The organism is Bifidobacterium [indicum] DSM 20214 = LMG 11587 (genome assembly GCF_000706765.1).
GTDB lineage: Bacteria > Actinomycetota > Actinomycetes > Actinomycetales > Bifidobacteriaceae > Bombiscardovia > Bombiscardovia coryneformis.
Genome location: NZ_CP006018.1, coordinates 428,317 through 442,995 on the forward strand (window position 1 = coordinate 428,317; position 14,679 = coordinate 442,995).

The 14,679-nt window shown below is 63.0% G+C and carries 7 protein-coding genes; 4 read left to right on the forward strand and 3 right to left on the reverse strand.

Annotated features, from left to right (window positions below; all coding sequences use genetic code 11):
• Positions 1-63: 63 nt before the first annotated feature.
• Positions 64-732 (reverse strand): tRNA (cytidine(34)-2'-O)-methyltransferase, encoded by a 669-nt coding sequence (locus BINDI_RS01575; protein ID WP_081830747.1) that lies wholly within the window; start codon positions 730-732, stop codon positions 64-66.
• A gap of 263 nt (positions 733-995) precedes the next feature.
• On the opposite strand from BINDI_RS01575, the gene BINDI_RS01580 reads away from it, so the two are divergent.
• From BINDI_RS01580 to BINDI_RS01595, 4 genes are all read left to right on the forward strand, one after another.
• Positions 996-2,033: an HhH-GPD family protein gene (locus tag BINDI_RS01580; RefSeq protein ID WP_033491615.1), complete on the forward strand. Its 1,038-nt coding sequence runs from the start codon at positions 996-998 to the stop codon at positions 2,031-2,033.
• A 27-nt stretch (positions 2,034-2,060) separates the two neighbouring features.
• Positions 2,061-2,735 (forward strand): hypothetical protein, encoded by a 675-nt coding sequence (locus BINDI_RS01585; protein WP_033491580.1) that lies wholly within the window; start codon positions 2,061-2,063, stop codon positions 2,733-2,735.
• Between the two features lie 243 nt (positions 2,736-2,978).
• Complete coding sequence (gene rpoB, locus BINDI_RS01590; protein ID WP_033491582.1) at positions 2,979-6,545, forward strand: DNA-directed RNA polymerase subunit beta; 3,567 nt, start codon at positions 2,979-2,981, stop codon at positions 6,543-6,545.
• Between the two features lie 114 nt (positions 6,546-6,659).
• Entirely contained in the window at positions 6,660-10,787 is a 4,128-nt protein-coding gene (locus BINDI_RS01595) for a DNA-directed RNA polymerase subunit beta' (protein ID WP_033491584.1), read from the forward strand.
• A gap of 134 nt (positions 10,788-10,921) precedes the next feature.
• On the opposite strand, the gene BINDI_RS01600 is transcribed toward BINDI_RS01595, so the two are convergent.
• Both BINDI_RS01600 and BINDI_RS07070 read right to left on the reverse strand, forming a co-directional pair.
• Entirely contained in the window at positions 10,922-13,339 is a 2,418-nt protein-coding gene (locus BINDI_RS01600; protein WP_052109085.1) for a transglutaminase TgpA family protein, read from the reverse strand.
• A complete protein-coding gene (locus BINDI_RS07070) occupies positions 13,336-14,676 on the reverse strand; it encodes a DUF58 domain-containing protein (protein WP_158332582.1) in 1,341 nt (446 codons plus the stop codon). The genes BINDI_RS01600 and BINDI_RS07070 overlap by 4 nt, the downstream gene beginning before the upstream one ends.
• Between the last annotated feature and the right edge of the window lie 3 nt (positions 14,677-14,679).

The following is a 14,679-nucleotide window of genomic DNA, read 5'->3' on the forward strand; positions in this document are numbered from 1 at the left end:
CAAGACCCCGTCTTCCAATCCCAGGGTGAGGAAGGCGGGGCCTTGACGTATCGGGACCCCTGGTCAGCGCCCGCCCTTGAAGTTCAGCTGGCGCCAGGCTTCATAGATGGCGATGGAGGCGCAGTTGGTCAGGTTCAGGCTCCGCAGGCTGGGACGCATGGGCAGGCGGACCTGCTCGGAGACGTGGGGGCCGGCCATGACATCCATGGGATCGGGGATGTTCCCCGGTTCGGGGCCGAAGAGGAGGATGTCGGTCGGTCTGTAGTCCACCTCGGTATACAGCTTGGTCGCGTGGGCCGTGAAGGCGATGATGCGCGAGTCTGGCATGGAATCGACCAGATCATCGAAATCCGGGTGGAGGACAACATGTGCCATGTCGTGGTAATCCAGCCCCGCCCGGCGCAGCTTGGTGTCCTTGAGGTTGAAACCCAGGGGTTCCACCAGATGGAGGATGGTCCCGGTCACCGCGCAGAGCCGGATGGCCGACCCGGTGTTGCCGGGGATTCTTGGGGAGTAGTAGCAGAGGTGGGGGGTCACTGTCTCGGCTCGACCGGCCTCCTTGGCATCCATCATGGCCTCGGTGACCGAAATCGGGTTTCCATGGGCGTCGGTGACCAGCTCATCGGGGCCGTAGTCGGACTTCCGGTACCCGTACTCGTACATTTCGTCGACCGCCTTGGCGGGGTCCCCACCCTGGCTGCCCATCGCGTTCGTCTGCTCCTGGAAGGTCATGCCATTCAAGGTAACGCCGGGAAAAGACAGGGCGGTCAGGGCCCGACCGGTTTCCCCTCCGGGGGAGGTTGGATGTCGTAGAAGAACCGGGTATCAAAACGAGGTCTGCCGCAATGGGTGCCGAAGAAGGGACGATCAGGTTCTGGCGCTCGCAGCGAAGTCGGCTCCAGGGCCGGGTCCGGTTCGGGTCGACGGTTGTATGGTGTTGGAAGCGGAGACTGAACGAAGCAAAGGAAAGGCGGGGGTTCGTGGAGGGCATCCTGATGGAGTCTGTCGAGCCGATACGGCTTCGGCTCTTTTCCTGGTGGGAGCGGAACTCCAGGGACCTGCCTTGGAGGTATGGGCGAACTACGCCCTGGGGGATTCTGGTTTCCGAGGTGATGAGCCAGCAGACCCAGTTGAGCAGGGTCGTGCCCTACTGGACGGCTTGGATGGAGGCCTGGCCGGATGCGGCGGCCCTGGCGGCGGCGGGGAAGGCCGAGGTCATCACGGCCTGGGGGAGACTGGGGTACCCCCGGCGTGCCCTCCGGCTCCAGGAGTGCGCCAGGGTGGTAAGTACGGAGTATGGCGACCTCCTGCCGCGCTCCTACCAAGAGCTGACAGGACTGCCGGGTATCGGGGATTACACGGCCAGTGCCGTCATGAGTTTCGCTTACGGGGAGCGGATTGTCGTCATCGATACCAATATTCGCAGGGTCCTTTCCCGGGTCTTTCTGGGGGTCGAATCCGTCGGCGGCTCCACGACAAGGACCGAACGTGAGCTGGCCCAGACCGTCCTGCCGGAGGATGTCGGCAGCCTCTCGGGGAAGGGGCGGCGTGATTCGGTGGATGGTTCCATGCAGGGCCTGTCAGGACAGGAACCGCCGGTCGACACCAAGGACACGGGGCTGGTCGGCCGACTGGGGGGTGCGGATGATCAGGTCCGCTCAAACGCCTGGTGCGAGCCCGACTCGGCCAAGTGGAACCAGGGCATCATGGAGCTGGGAGCCACGGTCTGCAAGGCCAAAAAGCCGGACTGCCAGATTTGCCCCCTTGCTGAGCATTGCCGCTTCCTCAAGGCCGGGCTGCCTGAATTGGGCATGAAGCGGACCCGTCCCCGCCAGCGTTTCACGGGAACCAACAGGCAGGTCAGGGGGAAGATACTCCAGGCTCTCCGAGAGTCGGAGAAGGGGCGGGTTGATCGCGCCCGGATCGAGCAGGTCTGCGAGGACGGTATCCAGCTGGACCTCTGTATCGCCTCCCTGGATGAGGATGGCCTGCTGGTCATCAGGGAGGATGGCTCGCTGGAACTCCCCGAGTAGGTTGACTCCTGCATTAGGATTATCAGCATGGCCAAACGGAAAATCAGCAAGAAGCAGCAGCGCATATACAGGCGACGCAGGATTATCGCCCTCGTCCTGGCCCTGCTCTTCCTGCTTGCCTGTGCGGGAATCATCTGGGGCATCGGCGCAGGTATCCACGCGCTCCGGGAGGGGTCGACCCAGGGCGACAAGGCCACCACCTCCCAGGAGGGGAGTAAGGCCAAGGACGGGAAGGCCTCAAGGAAGGAATCAGACGGCAAGAAGGCTGCGGAAAAGCAGCGTGCGGCAAACCAGACTTCGGGTGTCAAAAAGTGCGGCCCGGACGATATCACCTTGGACCTGAGTGCGCCCGACCCGACCACCGGGGTTGGCGGATCCATCGACTTCACCGCAGCCGTTCAGTACAAGGGGACCGGATCCTGTCTGATTGACGCGTCCGACAGTGGGAGGGTCCTCGTCATCACGAGCGGGGAGCAGAACATCTGGAGGTCGGATTCCTGCCCGTCCAAGACACGCTCCCTCCTGATGGCCACAGGCGACAAGGATGTGCAGACCATCACCTGGAACGCCGATGCCAGCCAGGAACAGTGCCAACCCGACGATAACCTGCCCAGGGTCGATGCCGGTTCCTACTCGGCCCAGCTGGTCCTCAAATCCAACGACAAAGTAAAGTCCCAGGTGGTTCCTGTTTTGGTCCAGTGAGCCGCCTCCCGGTAGCCGGTCATGAGTGCGCTGGCCCGGGTCGCAGGTGAACGGTCAAAATGGCCGACACGCCGCTTGTGTCAAGGCCTTATCCCCTGTATAGTTGACTCTTTGCATGAGGTGTGTCATATAGCGGGCATACATCATCAAGGAGATGCCCGCGAATAGGCATATGGCGGCCGTTCGGTGTCTCCCCGGATATGAGGAATTATCGAGTACAGCGAGCGATAAGGAAAGTCCATTTTGGCTGCCAATAAAGCTGCAAGAAGTACCACCACAACATACGCACGCGCTGATGAGGATCAGATCGGGCTGCACAAGGCTTCGGACCGTGTGAATTTCGGTTCCATCCGCGAACCCATCGAGGTGCCCTACCTGCTGGGTGTCCAGACCGACAGCTTCGACTGGCTGGTCGGCAATGAGCGCTGGAAGAAGCAGGTCGAAGAGGACGCGGCCAACGGGACCCATACCGTCCCCACGGTTTCCGGACTGGATGAGGTCTTCCAGGAGATCTCCCCCATCGAGAACTTCGCTCAGACCATGAGCCTGACCTTCTCGGATCCCTACTTCGAGGAGCCCCGCCACACCGTCCAGGAGTGCAAGGAAAAGGACTACACCTATTCGGCACCCCTCTATGTGAACGCCGAATTCGAGAATGGCGACACCGGCGAGATCAAGTCCCAGACCGTATTCATGGGCGACTTCCCCCTCCAGACCCCCCACGGCACCTTCATCATCGGTGGGTCCGAGCGCGTCATCGTCTCCCAGCTGGTCCGTTCCCCGGGCGTCTACTTCGACCGGACCCCGGACCGCACCTCCGACAAGGAGATCTTCGGAGCCAAGATCATCCCCAGCCGCGGAGCCTGGCTGGAGTTCGAAATCGACAAGCGTGATGTGCTGGGCGTGCGGGTGGACCGCAAGCGTAAGCAGTCCGCCATCGTCTTCCTCATGGCCATCGGCATGACCAAGCCGCAGATCCGGAAGGCCTTCAAGGGCTACCCGCTGGTCCTTGATGCCCTGGAGAAGGAGACCATCGAGACCCAGGACGAGGCCCTGACCGATCTGTACAGGAAGATCCGCCCCGCCGACACCGCCTCTGCCGAGGCCGGCCGGAACCTGCTGGATTCCTTCTACTTCAATACCAAGCGCTACGATCTGGCCCGCGTCGGTCGCTATAAGATCAACCGGAAGCTGGGTCTGGAAGCCGACTTCAACGACCGCAGCCTCCACCCCGAGGACATCATCGCCACCCTGAAGTACCTGGTGACCCTCCACTCGGGCGATCAGACCTTCCCCGGAACCAGGGACGGCAAGGAGATCGAGCTTCGAGTCGATGTGGACGACATCGACCACTTCGGCAACCGCCGCATCCGTCAGGTGGGCGAGCTGATTCAGAACCAGCTCCGCACTGGTCTGAGCCGTATGGAGCGCGTTGTCAGGGAAAGGATGACGACCCAGGACGCCGAGGCCATCACCCCCCAGTCCCTGATCAACATCCGTCCGGTCAACGCCACCATCAAGGAGTTCTTCGGAACCTCCCAGCTGAGCCAGTTCATGGATCAGAACAACCCCCTGGCAGGCGTGACCAACAAGCGTCGTCTCTCGGCCCTGGGCCCCGGCGGCCTCTCCCGTGACCGTGCCTCCATGGAGGTGCGCGATGTGCATCCGTCCCACTACGGACGTATGTGCCCCATCGAGTCTCCCGAAGGCCCGAACATCGGTCTGATCGGATCCCTGGCGACCTTCGCCCGGGTCAACCCCTTCGGCTTCATCGAGACCCCCTACCGCAAGGTTGTGGACGGTCAGGTGACCGACGAGGTGGTCTACATGACCGCAGACCAGGAGGCCGAGCACACCATCGCCCAGGCCAACCAGGAGATTGACGACACCGGTCACTTCGTCGAGGACGAAGCCCTGGTGCGTGACGCCGAGGCCGAGGCCAAGGATGTGCCGATTTCCGAGGTCGACCTGATGGATGTCTCGCCCAGGCAGATGGTTTCCGTGGGCGCCTCCCTGATTCCCTTCCTGGAGCACGACGAGGGCCACCGAGCGCTGATGGGCACCAACATGCAGCGTCAGGCCGTCCCCCTGGTCAAGTCCGAGCGGCCTCTGGTCGGTACCGGTTCCGAGTGGCGGTCCGCCATCGATTCCGGTGACGTCATCCTGGCCGAGAAACCGGGCGTGGTCACCTACGTCTCCGCCGACATGATCCGTGTCATGAATGACGACGGCACCCAGTCCTCCTACAAGCTGGCCAAGTTCCAGAGGTCCAACCAGACCACCTGCTACAACCAGGTCCCGCTGATCAAGGACGGGGAGAGGGTTGAAGCCGGTACCGTCCTGGCCGATGGTCCCGCTACCGAAAAGGGCGAGATGGCACTGGGCAAGAACCTCCTGGTGGCCTTCATGCCTTGGAACGGCTACAACTACGAGGACGCCGTCATCATCTCCCAGCGTCTGGTCCAGGATGACACCCTGAGCTCCATCCATATCGAGGAGTATGAGACCGACGCCCGCGAGACCAAGCTTGGTGCCGAGGAGATCACCCGCGACCTGCCCAATGTCGGCGAGGATGCAGTGGCCAACCTTGACGAGCGAGGCATCATCCGTATCGGTGCCGAGGTTGAGGCCGGCGATATCCTGGTCGGCAAGGTCACCCCCAAGGGCGAGACCGAGCTGACCCCCGAGGAGCGACTCCTGCGCGCCATCTTCGGCGAGAAGAGCCGCGAGGTGCGTGACACCAGCCTCAGGGTTCCCCACGGCGAGACCGGCACGGTCATCGAGGTCAAGGAGATCACCCGCGAGGATGCCGAAGAGGACGGTGACGAGCTGCCCAACGGCGTCAACCGGATGATCAGGGTCTACATCGCCCAGCACCGTAAGATCACCCAGGGCGACAAGCTGTCGGGTCGTCACGGCAACAAGGGCGTCATCTCCCGGATCATGCCGGAAGAGGATATGCCCTTCATGGCCGACGGCACCCCCGTTGACATCATGCTCAACCCCCTGGGCGTGCCCTCCCGAATGAACCTGGGACAGGTCCTGGAGCTCCACCTGGGATGGATCGCCCATTCCGGCTGGGACATCAGCCTGGATCCGGACCTGGAGGCCGAGTGGAAGAAGCACATCCCGGCCGGAGCCGAAAAGGGCGAGGCCGGTACCGCCGTGGCCACCCCGGTCTTCGACGGTGTGCGGCAGGACGCCCTGAACGGCCTGCTCAAGACCACCCTGCCCAACCGTGACGGTGAGCGCCTGGTGGGCGACGACGGCAAGGCCGTGCTCTACGACGGCCGCACCGGTGAGCCCTTCACCAAGCCGATTTCCGTGGGCTACATGTACATGCTCAAGCTCCACCACCTGGTGGACGACAAGATCCACGCCCGGTCCACCGGCCCCTACTCCATGATCACCCAGCAGCCCCTGGGCGGTAAGGCCCAGTTCGGCGGCCAGCGCTTCGGCGAGATGGAGGTCTGGGCCCTGGAGGCCTACGGTGCCGCCTACACCCTGCACGAGATGATGACCACCAAGTCCGACGACGTGGATGGTCGTGTGCGGGCCTATGGTGCCATCGTGCGTGGCGAGAACCTCCCGGCGGCAGGTATCCCGGAGTCCTTCAAGGTGCTCCTCAAGGAGATGCAGTCGCTCTCCCTGAACGTGGAGGTGCTCAACGCCGAAGGCAACGTCATCGAGATGAAGGACGAGGACGACGACCCCAACGCCGCATCCAACGACCTGGGCTTCAACATCGGAGCCCGGCCCGACGCAGCGGCCAAGGCCGACCAGTCCACTCCCGAACCGGAGTATCGCTGAGTCTGCGTGTCCACATGATCCCCTCAGGCCGGTGCCTGGACGACACCGGCCACCAGGGGACCTGACCAAGACGGAAACTTCAGAGCAGTTACAAGATCAGAGACAGGACATAGAGTGCTGGACGTCAATGCATTTGACAAACTGAGAATCGGACTGGCCACCGCCGACGACATCCGCGGTTGGAGCTATGGCGAGGTCAAGAAGCCCGAGACCATCAATTACCGTACCTTGAAGCCCGAGAAGGACGGCCTGTTCGGCGAGCAGATCTTCGGACCCACACGCGACTGGGAGTGCGCCTGCGGCAAGTACAAGCGCGTGCGGTTCAAGGGAATCGTCTGCGAGCGATGCGGTGTCGAGGTAACCCGTTCGCGCGTTCGCCGTGAACGCATGGGCCACATCGAATTGGCCGCCCCCGTCACCCACATCTGGTTCTTCAAGGGTGTGCCCTCCCGACTGGGATACCTCCTGGACATCGCGCCCAAGGACCTGGAGAAGGTCATCTACTTCGCGGCCTACATGGTCACCAGTGTGGATGAGGAGCAGCGTCACAACGACATGCCCGACCTTCAGGACGAGTTCGATACCGAGGTGAGCCGTCTGGAGCAGAAGCGCGACCTCGAGATCGACAAGCGCGCCAAGAAGCTGGAAGAGGATCTGGCCGAACTGGAGAAGTCCGACGAGGCCAAGGGTTCCCTGAAGTCCCGCCTGCGTAATGGTGCAGAGCGCGACATGACCTCCATCCGCAAGCGGTATGACGACCAGATTCAGCGGATCTCCGCCGTCTTCGACCGCTTCAAGGCCCTCAAGCCTGGCGATATGGAAGGCGATGTGGACCTGTGGCGTGAGATGCAGGACCGCTACGGTGACTACTTCGACGGTTGCATGGGAGCCGAGGCCATCAAGAAGCGCCTGCAGGACTTCGACCTGGAGGCCGCGGCCAAGGAGCTGCGCAACGAGATCGACACCGGTTCAGGCCAGCGCAAGGCCAGGGCCCTCAAGCGGCTCAAGGTGGTCTCCGCCTTCCTGAACACCGGCAACAAGCCCGAAGCCATGGTTCTGGATGTCATCCCGGTCATTCCTCCCGACCTGCGCCCCATGGTGCAGTTGGACGGTGGCCGTTTCGCCACCTCCGATCTGAACGACCTCTATCGTCGTGTGATCAACCGTAACAACAGGTTGAAGAGGCTGATCGAACTGGGCGCCCCCGAGATCATGCTCAACAACGAGAAGCGCATGCTCCAGGAGGCCGTTGACTCCCTCTTCGACAACGGTCGTCGAGGACGTCCGGTTACCGGTGCATCCAACCGTCCTCTCAAGTCCCTGGCAGATATGCTCAAGGGCAAGCAGGGACGCTTCCGTCAGAACCTGCTGGGTAAGCGTGTGGATTACTCCGGTCGTTCCGTGATTGTGGTCGGCCCCTCCCTGCGTATGCACCAGTGCGGTCTGCCCAAGCCCATGGCCCTGGAGCTCTTCAAGCCCTTCGTGATCAAGCGCCTGGTGGATCTGAACTATGCGCAGAACATGAAGAGCGCCAAGCGTCTGGTCGACCGCGGCGATGCCGAGGTCTGGGGCGTCCTGGAAGAGGTCATCGCCGAACATCCCGTTCTGCTCAACCGTGCACCTACGCTGCACCGTCTGGGCATCCAGGCATTCGAGCCCATCCTGGTCGAGGGCAAGGCCATCCACCTGCCCCCGCTGGCCTGCGCGGCCTTCAACGCCGACTTCGACGGCGACCAGATGGCGGTCCACCTGCCCCTGTCGGCAGAGGCCCAGGCCGAGGCACGTTCGCTCATGCTGGCCTCAGACAACATCCTCAAGCCGGCTGACGGACACACGGTCACCATGCCCTCCCAGGACATGATTCTGGGTCTGTACTACCTGACGTCCGCCATTGAGGGGGCCAAGGGTCAGGGTCGAATCTTCTCCAGCCTGGCCGAGGCCCGTATGGCCCTTGACCTGGGTGAGATCGACATGCAGGCCAAGATCCTGCTCCGCGTGCCCGAGGACTTCGTCATGCCCAAGGATTGGGAGCCCGGCGAGCTCAAGGTCGTCGACCCCGAGCCCGGCAGCCCCGATGTGGTCAAGGAAGAGGTCTTCAAGGACGGTTCCAAGCTCTTCGCCACCAACTACGGACGTGTCCTGTTCAATGAGACCCTGCCCGTGGACTACCCCTACATCAACGAGCAGGTGGCCAAGGGCAAGCTGGCAGGCATCGTCGATGACATCGCAACCAGGTACTCCACCGCCCAGGTGGCAGCCACCCTGGATGCCCTGAAGGATCTGGGCTTCACCAGGGCCCAGTGGTCCGGCGTGACCATGGCCTTCTCGGACATCGTGGTGCCCCCGGAGCGTACCGACATCGTCGACGACTACCAGCGTCAGACCGCCAAGGTCAACTCCCAGTACGACATGGGTCTGCTGACCGACGAGGAGCGCCGCCAGGAGTTGATCAACCTCTGGACCGAGTGCACCGACAAGGTGGCGGATGCCATGCAGGAGCACTTCACACCGGGCAACAACGTGAACATCATGGTGCAGTCCGGGGCACGTGGAAACTGGATGCAGATCCGTCAGATCGCCGGTATGCGAGGCCTGGTGGCCAACCCCAAGGGCGAGATCATCCCCCGACCGGTCAAGTCCAACTACCGCGACGGCCTCTCGGTGCTGGAGTACTTCATCTCCCAGCACGGTGCACGCAAGGGTCTGGCGGATACGGCACTTCGTACGGCTGAGTCGGGCTACCTGACCCGTCGTCTGGTCGACGTCTCCCAGGACGTGATTGTGCGCGAGGAGGACTGCGGCACCAAGCGTGGTCTGGCCATGAAGGTGGCCGAGCGCGACGACCAGGGCAACCTGGTCCTGGTCAAGGCCGCCGACGGTGGTCCTTACTCCCGCCTCCTGGCCGACGATGTGATCGACCCCGCGGACGGCAAGACCGTGCTCTACAAGCGCGGCGACGCCCTCTCCATGGATGCCCTGCGCGACATGGTCGCCCACGGTGTTGAGGAGGTCAAGGCCCGTTCGGTCCTGACCTGCGAGTCCACACGCGGAGTGTGCGCCAAGTGCTACGGCTGGTCCCTGGCCACCAACAAGCTGGTGGACGTCGGCGAGGCCGTCGGTATCGTGGCCGCCCAGTCCATCGGCGAGCCCGGTACCCAGCTGACCCTGCGTTCCTTCCACTCCGGTGGTGTGGCATCGGCCTCCGATATCACCCAGGGTCTGCCCCGTGTTACCGAGCTCTTCGAGGCCCGTACCCCCAAGGGTGAGGCCCCGATTGCGGAGTTCCCCGGCACCGTCAAGGTGGAGGACACCGACCGTGGCCGCCAGGTGACGCTGACCCCCGACGATTCCTCCGTCGAGGCCCTGACCTACCCGGTCACCAGGCGTGCACCCATGTTGGTCAAGGACGGGCAGCACGTCGAGGCGGGCACCCAGCTGATCGAGGGCTCCGTGGATCCCAAGAAGATTCTGCGCATCCTGGGACCGCGTGCGGCCCAGGTGAACATCGTCAACGAGGTCCACACGGTCTACCGCTCCCAGGGCGTGGATATCCACGACAAGCACATCGAGGTCATCGTTCACCAGATGCTCCGCCGCGTGACGGTCATCGACTCCGGTGATACCGACCTGCTGCCCGGCGAGCTGGTCGACCAGTCCAGGTTCAAGTCCGCCAACATGAAGGCCGTCAAGGCAGGTGGCAAGCCTGCTGCCGGCCGTCCCGAGCTGATGGGCATCACCAAGGCCTCCCTGGCCACCGATTCCTGGCTCTCCGCCGCCTCCTTCCAGGAGACGACGCGCGTCCTCACCGAGGCCGCCCTGAGCCAGAAGGTCGACGACCTGAAGGGGCTGAAGGAGAACGTGATCATCGGCAAGCTGATCCCGGCAGGCACCGGCCTGGCCCGGTACCACAACGCCACCGTGGAGCCCGACAAGGCCATCCGCGACACCATCTACCCGAACTTCGGGCTGGGTGGCGACGATGTGGATCTGAGCGACGCCGACCTGAACGATGTGGACTTCTCCAACATCGACTTCGGGGACCTGAAGCTGGGTGACGACTTCAACCCGGATGACTTCCTGAACGACCATGGTGGCCAGAGCCACCTGGGCTCCGGGCATGGTGACATCACCGGCCAGTCCTTGGACGAGTCCGGCATCGGTCAGACCGATGGCCAGGATGCGGCAGGAGACCAGGGAACCGAAGCCACCTTCTCCTCCTCGGACCAGGATTCCGATCAGTGATTCGATGAGTTGATTCGAGTTCCGTATAGGACTCGATACGAAGAAGGGCCCCCGCCCGGTGCGAAACCGGACGGGGGCCCTTCTTCGTATATCCGGGTGGCCTCATGCGCGCACAGACCGCGAGTCAACCAGGCTCAGAGAATGTGGCGCAGGGATAATCGCGCTTTCCAACGTCTGAAGCGGGGGAGGCCCTCCAGAATGGACCGCCGGACCTGGTCCACCAGCTTCCAGTATTCGACGGCTTCCTCGTCCGATACCAGGTGATTGTCGAAGCTTGCCCCGTCGGCCATGGCGCAGAGCCGATACAGGTCGTCTTCACCAGCGGGTTCAACGATTAAGGGCTCGTGGAGCCCAAGGAGGTCCTGGTTGATGGCTCTGGCCTGTTCCCTTCTGGTTCCCTTGAGTCTGAGACCCGATTGCCGGGCCAGGCTGTTGATTTGCTTCCATCCCCGCTCGATTCGTTCCTTGGGGGATCCTCCGGTCCTGGCCCGATTCAGGAGCCATGCCTTGAGTGCCAGGATGGACAGGACCAGCAGGGTCAGTATCCAGAGGGGCGAGGAATAGGCAAGAATCTTCCCGATCAGTGCTCCGTATCTGGCCCAGAAGGAGGGGCTGGCTTCCTTGTCGGCATCCTGACCGCCGATGTGGGCCCTGCTCTTGGCGCCCTGGTCATCCCTGGGAGGATCGACCAGTGGGGGCGGTGGCTGCCTGACCAAGGTCTTGGGGTTGGGAGGGGTGAGGTTCAGGTTCCTGTCCGGTGTCCTGGTCTCCTGAGGTGTGGGATAGAAGGGCACCCATCCCAACCCCGCCAGGTTGATTTCCACCCAGGCTTCGGCATCCCCTCCCCTGAAGTCCACCGTGGTGCCGCCGCTGGCGTCCTGATGGGTGCGGTCCTTGCTGATGTCTCCCTGCTTGTCCTTGGGTATGAACCCCAGTACGACCCGGGAGGGGAGCCCCATCTGCCTGGCGAGAAGGGCCATGGCGGAGGCGTATTGTTCGCTGTCTCCGACCATGGCCTGGGCCTGGAGGAGCTGGTCGATCCGGTAGTCCCCGTGGCCGGAGGGGGAGGGATAATCGCCTTCCAACCCATGGGAGAACCAGCCTTCCTGGCGGAGTCTGGCCTCGATTGACAGGGCCTTGGCACCGGGTTGACTCTGGACGGAGGTCACTAGGGCCGCCACCTTCGATAGGGAATCCGGAGGGTTCGAGACGGGGGGAACCGAGGCCGTCCCTGCCTGGCTGTTCTTGATGGCATCCCGGCTGGGTCTGGCCTTTGTGGTGCCCTGAACCGTATAGGTGGTATCGGCACCGAGTGGGGCGGTGGTGATGGCGGACTCGGTGGCCTTGTTGTAATAGAGGTCGTTCCTGCTCAATCTGCCTTCGGGGTTGATTGAGCTTGGCTGCCCGGCCATGGGCACCCAGGCGTGCCCGAAATCCCGATGGATGGTGAAGGTGGCCTCGAAGCTTGTCCCCTCCGTTCCGCCGGTATCGTTTCCGTCATCAGGGTCGGGGGCGATGGTACTGCCGATGCGTCGGTAATCGGAGGACTGCCCGGGTATGGTGCTGTCGGAGAGGTTCCAGACCTTGCCGTCGTACCTGTCCATGACGGCCATGCGGACCGGGGTGCCGGCCGGGAGGTCGTGAACGGTTACCAGGGTGTCGTCCTTATGGTCCTTGATGTAGGACCTGTAATCACTCAGTGGGCTGGTGAACTGGTAGGGGTCAATCGGAGGCCGGTACCGGTCTCGCAGCGCCAGCCGGTCGAGAGGGACCAGAAGGGTACCGGCCAGGGTAATGGCCAAGGTCAGGGCCAGGACCAGTGACTTGGCGATGACCCTGCCGGGCTGAAGCAGGCCCAGGCGCCAGGACGCCCAGAGAAGAACCAGGATCCACTGGCAGTACCCCGCAGGCCCGGGGTGCCAACCGTGGCTGGTTCCCAGGAGGGCCGATACACCCATGGTGACGAGTATCGGCAGGATGGACAGGAGAGGGCTGGGATCGATACCGCCGTCAGAGCGTACCTCCTGTCCAAGGGGGTGTAGTTCCTCCAGGAAGGCGGCCAGGAAGGAGGTCCACAGGAGCAGGGTCCACAAGGCCATGAATCCGCCCGCCTCCCAGCCCAGTGGCGGGTCAATCGAAATCAAGGCTTTGAAGGAGCCGAACGTGGAAGCGAATCCGTCCGCCAGGGTTTGGCTGGTCGGAAGCACATGGATGAGGGTGGTGCCATTAAGCGTGATGATGGGGCCCAGGATGAACTGGGCCACAAGCAGCAGGCCAACCTGGAGGTATGGCCTGAAGGCACGGCTGGAGCGGATCAGGGCGATCAGGGCTCCGGTCATGCCGGAGACGAGTCCCACCAGCAGCCATCCTTTGAGGTCCGCGTACACGGGGAGGAGTTGGATGGCCGCCAGAAGGTTGAGTGGTACCAGGGTCAGGGCGCAAAGTAGACCCCGCACCCGATTCACGGCGCCTACAGGTGCGGTCTGCTCGCCTCCCAGTACGCGGATGGGGGAGGGGGGTGTCTGGGGTTGCCAGGTCGAAGCGGTCTTCATGAGAGGGTCCTCAACAGCTGAGGTAGGTTTCCCAGGGTGCCCAACCGCGCCCGGGTCAGTGTGCCCAGCTGCTGGATGGTTGGTCGTTCTCCTTGTGCTGCGGTCAGGACCATGGATCGGATGGACTTGGGGAGACCTGCTGCCATGGTCTCGATATCCGTCTGGTCCGGACGGGAGCCGCTCACCAGCAGGACCAAAGAAGCGTCGGGGATATGGGATTCCATCATGTTGAGCCAGGAGACCGAGGTTTGACGGACACTTCCCTCGGTGGGCTTCTGGACAGGGAGGATGAGGCTGCAGGCATCAAGGAAGGCACGGGGCGTATCCGTGCGAAGAAGGTCTGCGTCACGTGTCGGTCGGTTTTGCGATAAGCCGACTCTCCGGTTGCTCATCTGCCCGTCCCTGTTCGATCCGGCATGGTTGCCGGTCTGGCCGGCGGGAATCATGGCGGCCAGCGCGCGGTCGTCAAGGAGGCAGCGAGCTCCCAGGGATGCGAAGATGCTGACGGCCAGTTCGAATTCCTCGGCGGTGGAATATGAGGTCGGGTCCGTATCCATCCAGAGGACGGTATCCGTGCGGAGTGTGGGCTCATACTGGCGGACCATCATGGAACCGGTCTTGGCCGTGGACAACCAGTGGACACGTTTGATGTCGTCTCCGGGCTCATAGGGGCGTAGAGTATGGAACTCCATATCGTCGTCGACGGTTCCCGAAGTCGTCTGCCCTTCCAGGTCCCGTTGCAGTCCGGCAGTGATGGAATCAAGGTCAATCGTTCTCGGGTGGACATAAACCTGGTTTCCGGCGGCCAGAACCCTCTGTCGGCGAATCACCCCGAAGGGGTCGCCTGCCTCCACAGTGACCGGGCCCAAGGATATGGCGCCGCGGCGCAGGGCCTGGAGATTCAGGTGCAGGTGGGCGGACTGTCCGGGCGATAGTGCCGGTACCGGCAGGTGGGAGGGTTCGGCCCCGACCAGGATGCCGACTCTGCCGCTGCGGGTGGATTGCTTGCCGGGGTTGGTCAGGATGATGGAGAGTTCCGACTCCTGGCCCACACTCAGATGGGTCCTGTTCAGGTCGACTTCCGCCTTGTATCCCAGATTCCCCATGCTCATGACCATCCCTGCGGCAATCAGGGCCAGGCTGGACAGGGCAAGGGCCAGGAGTTCGGCCCAGCCGGTCAGGGCCAGCCCGAGACCGGCAATGACCGCGACCAGGGCCAGTCCCCACCCGAGTGGTGTCACCATGGAGAGGACCCGGCACCATAAGGCATGGGCGGTCGGTTCACGGACGGTCCCTGAGGTTGGTCGTGAGGTCTTGTCGGAGCTCATTGCGGTCATGCC

What these genes read in the sequence shown, in the direction of transcription:
- BINDI_RS01575 (WP_081830747.1), bottom strand. Translation starts at nt 732, where the DNA reads ATGACCTTCCAGGAGCAGACGAACGCGATGGGCAGCCAGGGTGGGGAC.
- BINDI_RS01580 (WP_033491615.1), top strand. Translation starts at nt 996, where the DNA reads ATGGAGTCTGTCGAGCCGATACGGCTTCGGCTCTTTTCCTGGTGGGAG.
- BINDI_RS01585 (WP_033491580.1), top strand. Translation starts at nt 2,061, where the DNA reads ATGGCCAAACGGAAAATCAGCAAGAAGCAGCAGCGCATATACAGGCGA.
- BINDI_RS01600 (WP_052109085.1), bottom strand. Translation starts at nt 13,339, where the DNA reads ATGAAGACCGCTTCGACCTGGCAACCCCAGACACCCCCCTCCCCCATC.
- BINDI_RS07070 (WP_158332582.1), bottom strand. Translation starts at nt 14,676, where the DNA reads ATGACCGCAATGAGCTCCGACAAGACCTCACGACCAACCTCAGGGACC.